Annotated in this window: 10 protein-coding genes and 3 tRNA genes; 9 read left to right on the plus strand and 4 right to left on the minus strand. The window is 57.8% G+C overall.

The genetic code is table 11. The annotated features are described in order from the left end of the window. Positions 1 to 85 precede the first annotated feature (85 nt). The 8 genes from K6L24_RS04205 (at position 86) to recD (ending at position 13644) form a co-directional block, all read left to right on the plus strand. The gene (locus K6L24_RS04205) at positions 86 to 547 is read left to right on the plus strand and encodes a prepilin peptidase-dependent protein (protein ID WP_187509515.1); all 462 of its coding nucleotides are present in this window, start codon (positions 86 to 88) and stop codon (positions 545 to 547) included. Next, entirely contained in the window at positions 538 to 1089 is a 552-nt protein-coding gene (locus tag K6L24_RS04210) for a prepilin peptidase-dependent protein (RefSeq protein WP_118663295.1), read from the plus strand. The genes K6L24_RS04205 and K6L24_RS04210 overlap by 10 nt, the downstream gene beginning before the upstream one ends. Next, positions 1089 to 1502 carry a DUF2509 family protein gene (locus K6L24_RS04215; protein WP_222681972.1) on the plus strand — a complete coding sequence of 138 codons (414 nt, stop codon included), beginning with the start codon at positions 1089 to 1091 and terminating at the stop codon, positions 1500 to 1502. The genes K6L24_RS04210 and K6L24_RS04215 overlap by 1 nt, the downstream gene beginning before the upstream one ends. After that, positions 1492 to 1812 carry a prepilin-type N-terminal cleavage/methylation domain-containing protein gene (locus K6L24_RS04220; RefSeq protein ID WP_118663297.1) on the plus strand — a complete coding sequence of 107 codons (321 nt, stop codon included), beginning with the start codon at positions 1492 to 1494 and terminating at the stop codon, positions 1810 to 1812. Before K6L24_RS04215 ends, K6L24_RS04220 begins: the two co-directional genes overlap by 11 nt. 71 nt (positions 1813 to 1883) lie before the next feature. Then, on the plus strand, positions 1884 to 5252 hold the full coding sequence (recC, locus tag K6L24_RS04225; protein ID WP_222681973.1) for an exodeoxyribonuclease V subunit gamma: 3369 nt from the start codon (positions 1884 to 1886) through the stop codon (positions 5250 to 5252). A 141-nt stretch (positions 5253 to 5393) separates the two neighbouring features. Further along, entirely contained in the window at positions 5394 to 8279 is a 2886-nt protein-coding gene (gene ptrA, locus K6L24_RS04230) for a pitrilysin (RefSeq protein WP_187509516.1), read from the plus strand. Continuing rightward, positions 8276 to 11809, plus strand: coding sequence for an exodeoxyribonuclease V subunit beta (gene recB, locus K6L24_RS04235; RefSeq protein WP_187509517.1), 3534 nt, complete (start codon positions 8276 to 8278; stop codon positions 11807 to 11809). The genes ptrA and recB overlap by 4 nt, the downstream gene beginning before the upstream one ends. Next, a complete protein-coding gene (gene recD, locus K6L24_RS04240; protein ID WP_222681974.1) occupies positions 11806 to 13644 on the plus strand; it encodes an exodeoxyribonuclease V subunit alpha in 1839 nt (612 codons plus the stop codon). The genes recB and recD overlap by 4 nt, the downstream gene beginning before the upstream one ends. Positions 13645 to 13717: 73 nt before the next feature. Here recD and argA read toward each other — a convergent pair whose 3' ends face one another. Then, entirely contained in the window at positions 13718 to 15073 is a 1356-nt protein-coding gene (argA, locus tag K6L24_RS04245; protein WP_137269015.1) for an amino-acid N-acetyltransferase, read from the minus strand. Positions 15074 to 15304: 231 nt separating this feature from the next. Here argA and amiC point away from each other — a divergent pair, with 231 nt between their 5' ends. Beyond that, entirely contained in the window at positions 15305 to 16552 is a 1248-nt protein-coding gene (gene amiC / locus K6L24_RS04250; RefSeq protein WP_062744241.1) for an N-acetylmuramoyl-L-alanine amidase AmiC, read from the plus strand. A gap of 86 nt (positions 16553 to 16638) precedes the next feature. On the opposite strand, the gene K6L24_RS04255 is transcribed toward amiC, so the two are convergent. The 3 genes from K6L24_RS04255 to K6L24_RS04265 form a co-directional block, all read right to left on the minus strand. Further along, positions 16639 to 16715 (minus strand) — tRNA-Met (locus tag K6L24_RS04255). Positions 16716 to 16762: 47 nt separating this feature from the next. Then, positions 16763 to 16839, minus strand: a tRNA-Met gene (locus K6L24_RS04260). 77 nt (positions 16840 to 16916) lie between these two features. After that, positions 16917 to 16993 (minus strand) — tRNA-Met (locus K6L24_RS04265). Positions 16994 to 17131 lie beyond the last annotated feature (138 nt).

The following is a 17131-nucleotide window of genomic DNA, read 5'->3' on the forward strand; positions in this document are numbered from 1 at the left end:
CAAGCGGGCAATCACTCTGCATGACGTCGCGCAATAACGCGAACAGGCGCTGGCCCCTGCGGGTTAAAAGCGCACAATGCCGTTCATGAAAAAGCAAAACCTTAATGGATTTACCCTGCTGGAAATGATGGTGGTGCTGACTCTGCTTGCCCTGCTCAGTCTGAGTGGTTGGAGCGGCTGGCAGCGCTGGCAGCAGCGCCAGCAGCTCAATGACAGCGCGCAGCAGATCCAGCGTCTGTTATTCCGGCTACGCAGCGATGCCAACTGGCATAATGTCGAGCATATCCTTTGGCTGAAGCGTGGGGCGCGCTGGTGTCTGGGGGCGGGACCGGTAAGGTGCGATCGTTCCCTGAGGCACACCCTTCTGGCACCGCATGCCGGCGTTAACATCCGTTCGCTCACGGCCGGTATGGGGTTCTATGGCCTCAACAATACGGCCCGTCCCGGCAGTATCGTTATTGCCAGTGAGGCCGGGGAGCGACGCATCATTGTCTCTTCTCGCGGGCGGGTGCGTACCTGCAGGCAGACAGAGGAGGCGTGCCGGTGAAATCGCAGGGGTTTACGCTGCTGGAAACGTTAATCGCCCTGGCTGTTAGCAGCATACTGATGGTGGGGGCAATGCGAACCCTACCGCAGCTGCAGTCACAAAATCTACGCTTAATGCTCCGGGCTCAGCTCTATGAAGAACTGCAGCAGATGATGCATACCCTGGAAAAAGCCGTGCGGCGGGCCGGTTACTGCCACGGGCGCTGCCAGGGGATCGGGATGCAGGGCATACGGGTTGCCAGCGGTTGCCTGTTGGTGCGCTGGGATGAAAACAGCAATGGTCAGTGGGAGGCCGCAGGGCATGAAAACAGTGAGGTGTGGGGCTACCGGTTGCGGGCATCCAGTCTGGAGGCACAGCGTGGTGTCACGGACTGTCAGGGGAGTGGCTGGGAGCGATTAAACGACCCGCGCACCAGTGGTATTAGCGCGTTTCAGGTGATCCGCAGCGGACGACAGGTGAAAGTGATGTTGAGTGGATTTACGTACCGTTTTCCGGATATCAGACTCGATCTGGAGCACTGGCTAACGGCGGAGAACTTGTGATGTCTTTGGTGATGCAGCGCGGCAGCGGGGCCCTGATCGCGGTGATGATCGTTCTGTTAATGGGAACTCTGATGCTGCACGCTACCCGGCGGCAGTTAAGTGATGCGATGAGCCTGGTGGGAGATGAACGACGTTATATCCAGCAGTTTACCGGCGCAATGTCCGCACTTGCCTGGGGGGAGCGTTTGCGCTGGCCCGCTGCGCAAAAGTGGCAGTGTCAGCATCAGACTGAGTATCACTGGCGTGCCTGTGTGGCGTCCTCGCTATTATTGCTCCGTGCTGATAGCGGTCCGGGCACGCTGGCGCTCTGGCGCTGGATCCGTCCGGGCGACAATGGGGCGATTCACCCACAGCCCCACGGCTGGCTGGATTTTTGCCCGTTAGCCGCAGGAGAGGCTTGCCATGTTGAATAATCGTCTGCTCCAGAGAGGGGCCAGCCTGCCCGAAGTCCTGTTCGCGCTGCTGATTTTCAGCCTCAGTTACACGGCCCTGATGCGGTATCAGCAGGCAATAGGGCAGGGGTTTCACCGACAATGGCAGCAGCGTGAAGCCTGGCGCTATGCCTTCCAGCGTTTACAGGGAAAAGAGACCGCAGGCTGGCAGACACAACTACACTCACGCAGCGGCCCCGGTGGCTGCCGGCTGGTTACGGCGAAAGCCATCAGTCCTGCAGGGCAAGCGGCAGAACTGACGCGACTGCAATGTGATGACCACGCTGACTGAACCATGACATTTTCAAGCCGGGCGTAACGGGGTAAAGTAGCCTCCGGCGTATTATTAAAGGGCGTGTGTGTATGTTTACCGTTTACCATTCGAATCAGCTGGATCTGCTCAAGACGCTGGCGTGCTGGCAGATAGAGAATCAGCCTCTGGGCGATCCGCTGCGTTCTGAAGTGGTGCTGGTACAAAGCCCGGGCATGGCGCAGTGGCTGCAAATGTCACTGGCTGAAGAGTTTGGTATTGCGGCTAATATTGACTTTCCACTCCCCGCCAGTTTTATCTGGGACATGTTTGTCAGGATCCTGCCGGAAATTCCGAAAGAGAGCGCATTTAATAAATCCAGTATGAGCTGGAAGCTGATGGCGATCCTGCCTGCCATGCTGTCGGGTGACGAGTTTGAGATGCTGCGCCACTATCTCACCGAAGACAATGACAGTCGTAAACTGTTCCAACTGGCCTCACGCGTGGCGGATCTCTTTGACCAGTATCTGGTTTACCGCCCGCACTGGTTAAACAGCTGGGAAAAAGGTCAGCTGATTGATGGCCTGGGCGAGGCGCAGCGCTGGCAGGCCCCGCTGTGGGCTGCCCTGGTTGAGTACACCCATCAACTCGGCCAGCCAGAGTGGCACCGCGCCAATCTCTATCAGCGCTTTATCAGCAGGCTGGAAAACAGTGCTGAGCGTCCGGCCAGTCTGCCCGACCGCGTGTTTATCTGCGGTATCTCCGCACTTCCTCCGGTCTATCTGCAGGCCCTGCAGGCACTGGGCAGACATATTGATATCCATCTGCTTTTCACCAACCCCTGCCGCCACTACTGGGGTGACATTCAGGATTACGCTTTCCTCGCTAAACTGCAAAGCCGCCATCGACGCCATTACCAGGATAACCGTGAGATCCCTCAGTTCCTCGACGGTGATTCCGCGTTCTCTTTGTTTAACGAGGGGGGAGAGCAGCAGTTGAGTAACCCGCTGCTGGCCTCCTGGGGCAAGCTGGGGCGTGACAACCTGTATCTCCTGGCACAGATGGAACCCAACGAAGTCTTTGCCTTTGTCGATATTGAACCGGATAACCTGCTTCATACGCTGAAGCGCGATCTGCTGGAACTGGAGGACCATGCGGCCATTGGCCTTAAACAGAGCGACTGGTCTCACAGCCGCAGCAAGCGGGTACTGGCCCCGGACGATCGCTCCATAGCGATTCACCTGTGCCACAGCCCGCAACGTGAAGTCGAAGTATTACAGGATCGGCTGCTGGCGATGATGGCAGACGATCCCACGCTGACCGCACGCGACATTATCGTGATGGTGGCCGATATAGATGCCTATACCCCTTATATTCAGGCCGTCTTTGGCAATGCGCCAGCGGAGCGCGCGCTGCCGTTTGCTATTTCTGACCGTCGTGCCAGTCAGGCCCATCCGGCATTACAGGCATTTATTTCTCTGCTCAGCCTGCCGGAAAGCCGCTTTACTGCTGAGGACGTACTGGGGCTGCTGGAAGTTCCTGCCGTCGCCAGCCGGTTTACGATAGATGAAGAGGGATTACGTCTGCTGCGTTACTGGGTAGCGGAGTCCGGGGTTCGCTGGGGGCTGGATGATGACAGCGTGCGTGAGCTGGATCTGCCCGCGACCGGTCAGCACACCTGGCATTTCGGGCTGACGCGGATGCTGCTGGGCTACGCCATGAACAGTGAAGCAGGGGACTGGCAGGGCATTCTGCCCTACGACGAGTCCAGCGGCCTGATCGCGGAACTGGCGGGTAACCTGGCGGAACTGCTGATGCAGCTTAATCGCTGGCGGCAGTGGCTGAGTGAACCCCGTGCGCTTCAGGACTGGCTGCCGCTGTGCCGTCAGATGCTGGATGACTTCTTTACCAGCGATGCAGAAACGGAAGCGGCCCTGGCGCTGATTGAAGAGCAGTGGCAGCAGGCGATCACCTATGGTATTGAGGCAGGCTATCAGCAGGCAGTGCCGCTCGCGCTGCTGCGTGATGATTTGTCCTCACGTCTGGATCAGCAACGCATCAGCCAGCGTTTCCTCGCCGGCCCGGTTAACTTCTGTACGCTGATGCCGATGCGCTCTATTCCGTTCAAGGTGGTCTGCCTGCTGGGGATGAACGATGGCGTCTATCCGCGCACGCTGCCGCCACTGGGGTTTGATTTAATGAGCCAGCAGGCGCAGAAGGGAGATCGCAGCCGCCGTGACGATGACCGGTATCTGTTTCTTGAAGCACTCAATTCGGCGCAGCAGCAGCTCTATATCAGCTATATCGGCCGCTCGATTCAGGACAACACGGAGCGCTATCCGTCGGTGCTGGTCAGTGAATTAGTGGAGTACATCAGTCAGAGTTTCTGTCTGGAACAGGATCGCGAACGCGATGTCGACAGCAGTGCCGACGCGGTGGTGAAGCATCTGCACCATCTGCACACCCGGATGCCTTTCTCGCCTGAAAACTTCAGTGCGGGTTCTGAATTCCGCAGTTTTGCCGCCGAGTGGCTGCCCGCTGCCAGCGCGAAGGGGACAGCACACCCGCCTTTTATGCAGCCGTTACCTGACGAACCCTCTGATACGCTGAGTTTTGACAAACTGGTGCGTTTCTGGCGGCATCCGGTGCGGGCTTTCTTTAGCCTGCGGCTTGGGGTCAGCTTCCATCTTGAGGAGACCGGGCTGCCCGATGCCGAGCCGTTTTCCCTGCAGGGACTGAGCCGTTATCAGGTGAACATGCAACTGCTGAACAGCCTGATTGAGGGCAACGAGAGCGAACGGCTGTATGCCCGCCAGCGTGCCGCCGGGGTGCTGCCTTACGGTGCCTTTGGTGAACTGTTCTGGCAGGAGCAGGAGCAGGAAATGCGTGAACTGGCCGGTCGCGTACGGGCATTGCGGGCGTCGGCAGAAAGCTGGGAGATTCAGTTGACTGTGGGGAACATGGCCCTCAGCGGCTGGTTGCCCCAGGTGCAGGACAGTGGCCTGCTGCGCTGGCGGCCGGGGATGCTTAACTTTAATGACGGGCTGACACTGTGGCTTGAGCATCTGGTCTACTGTGCGCTGGGCGGGACCGGCAGCAGTACGATGCTGGGACGTAAGGAGAGCGAGTGGCGTTTTGCCCCTCTGGCTGCCAGTGAAGCGATGCAGCACCTTAACCGTTACGTTGAAGGCTACCGTCAGGGCATGTGCATACCGCTGCTGCTAACCGCATCCGGTGGTGCCTGGCTAAAGGCTTGTTTTGACGACAAAACAGGCGCGCTGTTGCGCGATGACGCCACGCTGAAAAAAGCCCGGGGAAAACTGCTGCAGTGCTGGCAGGGGAATTATCAAATCGACGGTGAGGGCACCGACCCTTACCTGCAACGTCTGCTGCGTACGCTAAATAGCTCCAGCGAACAGGAGATGATTGAGCAGGCAGAGCGCTGGCTGTTGTCATTGTTGCAGCATCATTGCCCAGGTTAGGGCATGTTTTCAGGACATTCAGGCCTGCATCCTGTATGTTTTTATTGAGTTAAGTGCGCAAAATAACCTGCGCTCTGAAATCTGTAAGCCGATATTTAACCGGCAGGGAGCCGGTGAATAATAGTCCGTTGAGGAGTTTGAATGCGTCGTTATGCAGTCTGGTTAGCTTGTTTTGTTTCTGTCACGCTGTTTGCCCCACTGGTTCAGGCGCAGCAAGGTTGGCAGCCAATTACCGACACTATCCGTAAAAGTGAGAAGGATCCTCGCCAGTACCAGGCCATCACATTAGATAACGGCATGGTTGTGCTGCTGGTTTCCGATGCGCAGGCGACGAAATCACTGGCGGCGCTGACGCTCCCCGTCGGCTCCCTGGAAAATCCCACCGAACAGCCTGGCCTGGCGCACTATCTTGAGCATATGGTGCTGATGGGATCAAAGCGCTATCCCCAGCCGGACAATCTTGCCGAATTCCTGAAAAAACACGGCGGCAGCCATAATGCCAGCACCGCATCTTACCGCACGGCTTTCTATCTTGAGGTGGAAAACGATGCGCTGCAGCCGGCTGTCGATCGCCTGGCCGATGCCATTGCTGAACCGCTGCTTGACCCGGTTAACGCTGACCGGGAACGCCATGCGGTCAACGCCGAGCTGACGATGGCCCGTTCGCGTGACGGTCTGCGCATGTCGCAGGTGAATGCCGAGACGCTTAACCCGCTGCACCCCAGTTCGCGTTTTGCCGGCGGTAACCTGGAAACACTGAGCGATAAGCCGGGCAGCAAACTGCACGATGCGCTGAAAGCCTTTTATCATCGCTATTACTCTGCCAATTTAATGAAGGCGGTGATCTACGGTAATCAGCCGATGCCTGAACTGGAAAAAATTGCTGCCGCAACGTTTGGTCGTGTGGAAAACCGCCAGGCGACGGTGCCCGATATCACCGTGCCGGTGGTGACTGCGCAGCAGAAAGGCATCATTATTCACTACGTCCCTGCTCAGCCGCGCAAGCAGCTAAAAATCGAATTCCGCATTGATAACAACAGCGATAAGTTCCGCAGCAAAACGGACACGCTGATCGGTTATCTGATAGGCAATCGCAGCAAAAATACGCTGTCCGACTGGCTACAAAATCAGGGGCTGGCCGATTCAGTGAATGCCGGTGCTGACCCGATGATAGACCGCAACGGTGGCGTTTTCGCCATCGCGATTTCCCTGACTGATAAAGGTCAGGCTAACCGTGATGAGGTCATTGCGGCGGTCTTCAGTTATCTGAAAACCCTGCGTACCCAGGGCATTGATAAACGTTACTTCGATGAAGTGTCGCACGTGCTGGATCTCGATTTCCGCTATCCGTCGATCACCCGTGACATGGACTATATCGAGTGGCTGGTGGATACCATGCTGCGAGTACCGGTGACTGATACCCTGGTCGCCCCGTATATCGCCGATCGCTTTGATCCCGAGGCGGTCAACGCGCGGCTTGACGAGATGACCCCGCAGAATGCCCGTATCTGGTTCATCAGCCCGAAAGAGCCGCATAATAAAACCGCCTACTTTGTCGATGCGCCCTATCAGGTGGATCATATTTCCGCGCAGCGCTTCAGCGACTGGCAGAAAGCCAGCGATAAAATGTCCCTGTCACTGCCGGAGCTTAACCCCTACATACCGGATGATTTCAGCCTGATTAAACCGGAGAAGCCGTATTCACGTCCGCAGGAACTGGTGAATGAGAAAGGGCTGCGCGTGTTTTACATGCCCAGCCAGTATTATGCCGATGAACCGAAAGCGAACATCACGCTGGCACTGCGTAATAAAGCATCAATGAGTACCGCGCAGAACCAGGTATTGTTTGCACTGAATGACTACCTGGCGGGAGTGGCGCTGGATGAACTGAGCTCACAGGCTTCGGTGGGCGGCATCAGTTTCTCCACCGGTGAAGATGATGGTGTTTCATTCAGCGCCAGTGGCTTTACCCAGCGCCTGCCGAAACTGATGGGCCAGCTGCTGGCCGGTTATGCCAGCTTTACCCCCACTGAACAACAGCTGGAACAGGCGAAGTCCTGGTACCTTGAGCGTCTTGACGCCGCCGAGAAGGGCAAAGCGTTTGAGCTGGCGATCCAGCCTGCACAGTTACTGTCACAGCTGCCCTATACCCAACGCAGCGAACGGCGCAAGCTCCTGCCAGGCATAACGCTGCAGCAGCTGCTCGACTACCGTAAAATGCTGCTGGAAAACGCCACGCCTGAACTGATGGTGGTCGGTAATATGACTCCTGAGGCGGTACGCCAGCTGGCGAATGAGGTAAAACATCAGCTTAATTGTGAGGGCAGCGACTGGTGGCACAGCCAGCACGTTACAGTGGATAAAAAAGTGCTGGCTAACCTGCAACAGCCGGGAAGCAGCACCGACTCAGCGCTGGCCGCGGTGTATGTCCCCCTGGGCTTCTCTGAATATCAGAGCATGGCCAGCAGTGCCATGCTAAGCCAGATCGTCCAGCCGTGGTTCTACAATCAGCTGCGAACCGAAGAGCAGCTCGGCTATGCGGTGTTCTCCTTCCAGATGCCGGTCGGCCGCCAGTGGGGGATTGGCTTCCTGCTGCAAAGCAACGTTAAGCAGCCTGCCTACCTGTTAAGCCGCTTTAAAGCGTTTTATCCGACGGCTGAAAAGCGTCTGCGCGAGATGAGCAAAGTCGATTTCGCCCAGTATCAGGCCGCGATGATCAATGAGCTCAGGCAGCGTCCACAGACGCTGGATGAAGAAGCCGGGCGCTACACCAAAGATTTTGACCGCGAAAACTACCGTTTCGATACCCGTGAGAAGGTGATAGCCCAGGTTCAGGCGCTGACGCCGCAGGCTATCGCTGATTTCTTCCATCAGGCAGTGATGGCACCGACGGGACTGGCGCTGCTGTCGCAGGTATCGGGCAGCCATCACGGCAAGGCTGACTATGCCGCAGAGAAAGGTTTCACCACGTGGAAAGACCTCTCTACACTGCAGCAGTCATTGCCGGTGAGCCAGGATAAGCCATGAATCAACGGGTACCTGAGCGGCTCGATCCGTTAATCCTGCCGCTGCATGGCGAACGGCTGATTGAGGCCTCGGCCGGCACCGGGAAAACCTTTACCATCGGGCTGCTGTATTTGCGCCTGTTGCTGGGGCTGGGCGGCGAGGCCGCCTTCAGTCGTCCGTTGTCGGTGGAAGAGATACTGGTCGTCACCTTTACCGAAGCCGCCACGGCGGAGCTGCGCGGGCGTATCCGCGCCAATATTCACGAACTGCGCATTGCCTGTGTGCGGGGGGAGAGTCAGAATCCGATGCTGGCAGCCCTGATGGCCGAAATAACTGACTTATCCCGGGCGGCATCGATGCTGCTGGCAGCGGAACGGCAGATGGATGAGGCCGGGATCTTTACCATTCACGGCTTCTGCCAGCGTATGCTCAACCTCAATGCCTTTGAATCAGGCATGCTGTTTGAACAGGTTTTAATTGAGGACGAAACGCCGCTGCGCCGCCGGGCCACGGCGGATTTCTGGCGCAGGCACTGTTATCCGCTCCCGCTCCCTGTCGCCCGGGTGGTTCGCCAGCTCTGGGACGGGCCGGAACAGCTGTTGAAAACGCTGTCGCCGTGGCTGGGTGGTGAAGCACCGGTATTAAAATCTGCACCGGCGCCTGATGAAACGCTGGCGCAGCGTCATGAGAAAATTATTGCGCAAATCGATGCGCTGAAACAGGCGTGGCTGGCAGCGGGCGATCTGCTGTCGCTGGTGGAATCCTCTGGCGTAGACAAGCGAAGTTACAGTAGTAAGCACTTACCAAACTGGCTGGAGAAAATCACCCAGTGGGCGCAGACAGTGACGGAAGACTATGAGGTGATTAAAGACCTTGAACGCTTCGGTCAGCGCGTGCTGTCAGAGAAAACAAAAAAGGGCGAGCCGCCCCGTCATGCGCTGTTTGAGCAGATTGATGCGTTCCTGGCTCAACCGCTTTCGCTGCGCGACCTGGTGATTGCCCGCGCGCTGCACGAAGTGCGCTTTGTGACTCAGCAGGAGAAACGTTTGCATGCCCAGCTCGGCTTTGACGATCTGCTCGGGCGTTTTGATGCGGCGTTACAGCAGCCTGGCGGCGCGGCGCTGGCGATGGCTATCCGTCAACGCTATCCGGTGGCGCTCATCGATGAGTTCCAGGACACCGATCCGCAGCAATATCGCATATTTCATACGCTGTATGCCGGACAGCCGGACAGCGCACTGCTGCTGATCGGGGATCCGAAACAGGCTATCTATGCTTTCCGTGGAGCGGATATCTTCACCTACATGAAAGCACGCGCAGAAGTTAGCGCTCACTATACGCTGGAGACCAACTGGCGATCATCACCGGCGATGGTTGAGAGCGTTAATCAGCTGTTTTTACACCAGCGTAACCCCTTTCTCTTCAGCGATATCCCCTTTATCACCGTGAGTCCGGCAGAACCCAACGCCAGCCTGAGTTTTAGCATCGGCGGCGAAGAGCAGCCGGCGCTGCAATTCTGGTTACAGCCGGGCGAGGGTGTGGGGGTAAGTGATTACCAACAGTTTATGGCGCGCCAGTGTGCGGCGGAGATCCGCCGCTGGCTTACGGCGGGCCAGCAGGGTACCGCGCTGATCGGCAAAGCGGGAAAACAGCAGCCGGTACGTGCCTCAGATATTACTATCCTGGTACGCAGCCGCAGCGAGGCGTCGGTGATGCGGGAGGCGCTGAAGGGGCTGGCGATCCCGTCGGTGTACCTCTCTAACCGCGACAGCGTCTTCACCACCCCGGAAGCCCGGGAGATGCTGTGGCTGCTGCAGGCGGTGCTGGCGCCTGAACAGGAGCGCACGCTGCGCAGCGCGCTGGCCAGCAGTCTGCTGGGTCTGGATGCGCGGGAACTGGATGCGCTGAATCAGGATGAGCGTGCCTGGGATGCGCTGGTGGATGAGTTTGCTGAATACCGTCAGCGCTGGCTGAAGCGTGGCGTGCTGCCGATGCTGCGCGATCTGATGGTGAAACGGCATATTGCCGAAAACCTGCTGGCCTCCGACAGCGGTGAACGTCGCCTGACGGACCTGCTTCATCTGGGCGAACTGTTGCAGGAGGCAGCGGCGACCCTGGACAGTGAACATGCGCTGGTGCGCTGGCTGGCTCAAATGGTGGAACAACCGGATGGCCAGGTCAGCAATCAGCAGCTGCGCCTTGAGAGCGACCGTCACCTGGTGCAGATTGTCACCATTCACAAATCAAAAGGCTTACAGTATCCGCTGGTGTGGCTGCCGTTTGTCGCCAATTTCCGTGAGGCGGAAAATGGCGTCTATCACGACCGCCAGACGTTTGAAGCGCTGCTTGACCTGCAACAGGGTGAAGAGAGCGTGGCGCTGGCCGGGGAGGAGAGACTGGCTGAAGACCTGCGTCTGCTTTACGTCGCGCTGACCCGATCTGTTTTCCACTGCAGCGTCGGCATCGCGCCGTTGATCAAAGGCACCCGTAAAAAAGAAGGTAACAGCGACCTGCACCGTAGCGCACTGGGCTATCTGATTCAGCAGGGTGAACCGGCGGATGCAGTGGGTCTGAGGGCCGCCCTGCTGACGCTGCAAAGCGCCGCGACGGCGATTATGCACCCGCTGGAGCCAGACGATACGCCCTGGCAGCCGGAGCGGGAAGATCCGCAGGTACTGAGCAGCCAGCCGATGCGGCGTTCACTGCGCGACGACTGGCGCGTGACCAGTTATTCCGGCCTGCAACAGCATGGCCATTCCCCGGCGCTGGACCTGCTGCCGCGCCTGGATGTGGATGCGGTGGGTGAAGCCACTGATGAGCTGCTGCCACAGCTGACACCGCACAGTTTTCCTCGCGGTGCGGCACCGGGCACGTTCCTGCACGGTCTGTTTGAAACACTGGAATTCACCGCTCCGCTGGACGACGACTGGCTTGCACAACAGCTGAGTGGCCAGGGGCTTGACGAGGCCTGGCTTCCCGTCATGCGTGACTGGATTGAGCGTATTCTGACAACGCCATTGAACGAGAGCGGTGTCTGTCTGCAGCAGCTGACACCGGACGTCAGACGGGTTGAGCTACAGTTTTATCTGCCGATTTCACGTCTGCTCACCGCAGACGCGCTGGATAACGTCGTGCGCCAGGATCCGCTCTCTGCTGAGTGCCCCCCCCTCGATTTTTATCAGGTGCAGGGCATGCTGAAAGGCTTTATCGATCTGGTGTTCTGCTGGCAGGGGAAATATTACCTGCTGGACTACAAATCGAACTGGCTGGGGGAAGACAGTCACGCCTATACCCAGGAGGCGATGGCGCAGGCAATGCGGTCGCATCGTTACGACCTTCAGTATCAGCTTTATACGCTGGCATTGCATCGCTATCTGCGCCATCGCCTGGCGGACTACGACTACGACCGTCATTTTGGCGGCGTCATTTATCTGTTCCTGCGTGGCCTGGACGGCGCGGAGGGGAGCAACGGGATTTACAGCACACGGCCGCAGACAGCGTTTGTCGCCGCCCTTGATCGGCTGTTTGCAAACGACGCGGAGCCTGCATGACGCTAATGGAAGGGTTACAGCAGGCACAGCGTCTGCGACTGCTGCGTCCGCTTGACGTCCAGTTTGCGCAGATGGTGGCGAGCGAACAGCAGCCTGCGCTGATGCTGGCTGCCGCGCTGGTCAGTCGTGATGCGGGAGAAGGGCACGTCTGTCTGCCACTCGAACAGCTTCACCCGGAGGCCTTTTTTGCCGGGCGTCACCCGGAGCTGGCGCAGGCCTTATGGCAGGCCGCAGGCTCCCCCGAGGACTGGTCAGCCTGTCTGCGGGCGCAACATGCGGTCAGTGACGGGCAGTCAGCCACACCGCTGGTGCTGTATCAGCACCGCCTCTATCTGCACCGGATGTGGCAGAGCGAAGGTGAGGTGGCGCAGTTTGTGCAGCGCCAGCAGCCAGCCGTGGCACTGGATGAAGGGCAGATGCGCCAGACGCTGGATCGCTATTTTGGCCGGCAGCCTGATGACTGGCAGAAGATTGCCGCCGCCGTGGCGTTAACCTGCCAGGTGTCGGTGATTTCCGGCGGGCCGGGTACCGGGAAAACGACGACGGTGGCCAAACTCCTTGCCAGCCTGATTGAACTGTCAGCCAGTACGCCACGCATCGAACTGGCGGCACCCACCGGAAAAGCGGCGGCCAGGCTGACAGAGTCGCTGGGTAAAACCCTGCAGGAACTGCAGCTCGATGAAGCGATCCAGCGTCGTTTCCCCGGCGAAGCGACCACGCTGCACCGCCTGCTCGGCGCGCTGCCGGGCAGCCAACGGATGCGCTATCACCGGGGGAATCCGCTGCATCTTGATGTGCTGGTGGTGGATGAGGCCTCCATGGTCGATCTGCCGATGCTGGCCAACCTGATTGCGGCCCTGCCACCGCAGGCGCGGGTGATTTTTCTCGGTGACCGCGATCAGCTGGCCTCGGTAGAAGCCGGAGCCGTGCTGGGGGATATCTGCCGCTGCGCCGAACTGGGCTACAGTCCGGAGCGTGCTGCGCAACTGACAAGGCTGACCGGGTGCGAGGTGGCGGGACGTGAAGACCCCGGAGCTTCAGCCGTTCGCGATACGATTTGCCTGCTGCGTAAAAGCTATCGTTTCACCGAGTCATCTGGCATCGGGCAGCTGGCGCTGGCAGTTAATGCCGGGGAGGTGAAACGGGTTGACCAGGTGTTTCAGGGGACATTCAGTGATATCCGACATCATGCGTTAAGCAGTACAGAAGATTATCAGCTGTTGCTGAATGACTGTGTGGCGGGCTATCGCGGGTATCTCAAACTGCTGGCGTCTGGAGCCGCTGCGGCGGAGGTTCTGGCTGAGTTTGGCCGTTTCCAGTTGTTGTGCGCCCTGCGTGAGGGCCCGTTTGGCGTCGCCGGGTTGAATGAACGCATTGAGCAGTCGCTGCGGCAGGTGGGATTGATCCGCCGAAACGTGGCGGTAAACGGAAAATGGTTCGCCGGACGTCCCGTGATGATAGCCCGTAACGATAGGGCGCTTGGCCTGTTTAACGGCGATATCGGGATTGCAATGCCGGACAGCGAGCAGCAGTTGAAAGTGTACTTCCCGCTGCCGGACGGCACGATCAAAGCGGTACAGCCCAGCCGGCTGCCGCCGCATGACAGTGCGTGGGCAATGACAGTTCATAAGTCTCAGGGCTCGGAGTTTGAACATACGCTGATGGTGCTGCCGAATCAGATGATGCCGGTGTTAACGCGGGAGCTGGTTTATACCGCCATTACCCGCGCTAAACGCCAGCTGACGCTGTATGCGGATAAAACCGTATTCAACAGTGCGGTGAAGATGCGCACGCAGCGGCGCAGCGGGCTGGTCGATCGTTTAACGAAGGTATAGGGACGGCGTGTGGATCCGGCCGGGGCGACCAGAACAGACGGTCGCCCCGGGAAGCTCATCGCACTTTGCGTGGTTAGCTTTGCCGGGAATGGGCGCTGGCTTCACGCAGGTCGACCATCAGCACTTTTGAGCGGCGCTGGTAGTTATACATCTGCTTTTTGCTTTCCGGCAGCAGTTCAATATCCACCGGTACAAAGCCGCGCTCCTGGAACCAGTGAATGCTGCGTGTGGTTAGCACAAACAGTTTTTTCAGCCCCATCTGCCGGGCCTGAAGCGCCACGCGCTCCAGCAGCGCTTCGCCGCGCGCCGAACTGCGATAATCCGGGTGGACCGCCACACAGGCCATTTCACCGATCTGCTCTTCCGGGAAGGGATAAAGCGCCGCACAGCCGATAGTCAGGTTGTCACGTTCAACAATCGTAAACTTATCGATCTCCATTTCCAGCTGTTCGCGCGAGCGACGCACCAGGATGCCCTGCTGCTCCAGCGGACGAATCAACTCCAGAATGCCCCCGATATCATTAATCGTGGCACGACGGATCTGTTCGGCGCTCTCCATCACAATCTGCGTACCGATACCGTCGCGGGAGAACAGCTCCTGTAACAGCGCACCGTCTTCCTGATAGCTGATCAGATGACTGCGGCGGACGCCGCTGCGGCAGGCTTTAACGGCACCGCGCAGGAAGCGCACCGTGCCGGAATGGTAATCATCGCTGGTTTCCAGCTCTTCGATGCGCTGCTGCGCTTCGTTAGGAAACAGCTCAGACACAATGTCACCTTCGCTGTTAATCACGCCCTGCTCCGAGCAGAAGCCAATCATTTTTTCGGCTTTCAGCTTAATGGCCAGTTGTGTCGCCACCTCTTCCGAGGTCAGGTTGAAACTCTCCCCGGTGACAGACACGGCAACCGGCCCCATCAGCACAATGGCGCCGCTGTCCAGCTGACGGTGGATCGCTTCTTCATCAATACGACGGATGCGACCGCTGTGGCAGTAGTCCACGCCGTCATCCACACCCAGCGGCTGCGCAATAATAAAGTTACCGCTCACCACATTAATATGCGCGCCCTGCAGCGGCGTATTGTTGAGGCTCATCGACAGGCGGGCAGTGATATCGAGCTGCAAACGACCGGCTGCCTGCTTTACCAGCTCCAGGGAGGGGGCATCCGTGACGCGGGTATGTTTATGATAGAGGGGGGCCAGATTGCGCTCTGCGAGGCTGGCGTCAATCTGTGGCCGTGCGCCGTACACCACGACCAGGCGGATGCCCAGGCTGTGGAGCAGACCGATATCGTTAACGATACTTGAGAAGTTCTCATGCTCGATGGCTTCCCCACCCAGCATAATGACAAACGTTTTACCACGGTGGGCGTTGATATAGGGAACGGTATGGCGAAATCCCTGAACCAGCTCGGTACTACGTTCCTTCACGGCAAACCCTCTTTGAATTATTATTCGGTAAAAGTGTATTTTTATTCTTTTATCGGGTCGGGTGCAAGTATCATTTATCCTTACTTATCACCCATTACCGCTTTTCCTCATGGCTAATGCCCTGCATTTATTCGCTTTTTTCGGGTGACACTGCCGGGTGGATTCGTTAAAGTTTTTGCAAAATTTTTCGTATTGGCTTTTTATTAGGCACATCACAGCATCAGGAGCGGCATGACCGATTCAACTTCTCTTAACCGGCGGCGGTTAATACAGGGAGCAGGGGCAGCCTGCTTACTCAGCTTCAGCCGTATCGGCTTCGCCGCCAGCAGTCACGTCCTGGCTATCCGTCTCTGGCCTTCCTCGACTTACTCACGTCTGACTATTGAGTCAAATACCGCACTGAAGTATAAGCAGTTTGCCCTCAGTAACCCCGAGCGCGTCGTGGTGGATATCGAAAATATCCGGCTGAACGCGGTACTGAACCGCGTGGGAAACCTGGTGCGATCGGACGACCCTTATATTAAAAATGCCCGCGTCGGCCAGTTTACCCCCAATACCGTCCGGCTGGTGCTGGAGCTGAAGCAGAATGTCGCCCCTCGCATCTTTACGCTGGCCCCGGTGGCCGGAATTAACAACCGTCTGGTGCTGGATCTCTATCCGGCCATGTCGCAGAAGTACACGGATGATCCCCTGCTGGCATTGCTGGAAGATTACAATCAGGGGGAGCTGGAGCGCAGCCAGCCCGCCGATGCAGCGCTACCGGGTAAGGCCGGAAGGGACCGGCCCATCGTCATTATGATCGACCCCGGCCACGGAGGCGAAGACTCCGGTGCGGTGGGGAAACATAAGACCCGCGAGAAGGATGTGGTGCTGAAAATTGGCCGCCGTCTGAAGGCGCTGATCGACAAGCAGCCGAATATGCGCGCCTATATGACGCGTAATGAAGATGTCTTTATTCCATTGAAGGTACGGGTTGCTAAAGCGCGAAAACAGCGGGCCGACCTGTTCGTCTCTATTCACGCGGATGCGTTTACCAGCCGCGCGGCGCGCGGCTCGTCGGTATTTGCGCTGTCAACGAAAGGGGCCACCAGTACCGCCGCCCGTTTTCTGGCGAAGACGCAAAATGAGTCGGATTTGATTGGTGGAGTGAGCATGAGCGGTGACCGTTACCTCGACCACACCATGTTCGATATGGTGCAAAGCCTGACGATCAATGACAGCCTTAAGTTCGGTAAAGAGGTGCTCTCACGGATGGGAAAAATTAATCATCTGCATAAACGCACTGTGGACCAGGCGGGCTTCGCGGTACTGAAAGCACCGGATATTCCGTCGATTCTGGTGGAAACCGCCTTTATCAGTAACATTGAAGAAGAGCGTAAATTGCGCACCACGCGTTTTCAGCATCAGGTGGCAGATTCGATTCTGGCCGGGATTAAAGCCTACTTTGCCAGCGGCGCACCACTGGCCCCGCATAAATAGTCATTCGGCGGAAGGGATTCCGCTGCAATTCAGAAGAGAGGGGGGTAAACGACAGATACAAAAAAACACCCTTAAGGGTGCTTGATTGGTTGCGGGAGCCGGATTTGAACCGACGACCTTCGGGTTATGAGCCCGACGAGCTACCAGGCTGCTCCATCCCGCGTCCGATTGACGCTTTTACTACTTTTCGTTCCCATCCACGGCGGAAATTGGTTGCGGGAGCCGGATTTGAACCGACGACCTTCGGGTTATGAGCCCGACGAGCTACCAGGCTGCTCCATCCCGCGTCCGCGTGGTTTGTCGCTTCCATCACGACAACGTTCTTTTACTGCTGCTTAACTCAATCATAAAGACTTCAGTTAATTGGTTGCGGGAGCCGGATTTGAACCGACGACCTTCGGGTTATGAGCCCGACGAGCTACCAGGCTGCTCCATCCCGCGTCCGTGGATGCGCACTATACGCCTGATGGGTTTTCTTGCAACCCCTTTTTGCAGATAAGTCGCTAAAATCGTGCCTGTTATACATTTCTTAGCCAGAATGTTGAAATGTTGCACAAGTGCCGGTGCTCTTTACCACTG

The sequence above is a fragment of the Erwinia persicina genome (assembly GCF_019844095.1).
Lineage (GTDB): Bacteria > Pseudomonadota > Gammaproteobacteria > Enterobacterales > Enterobacteriaceae > Erwinia > Erwinia persicina.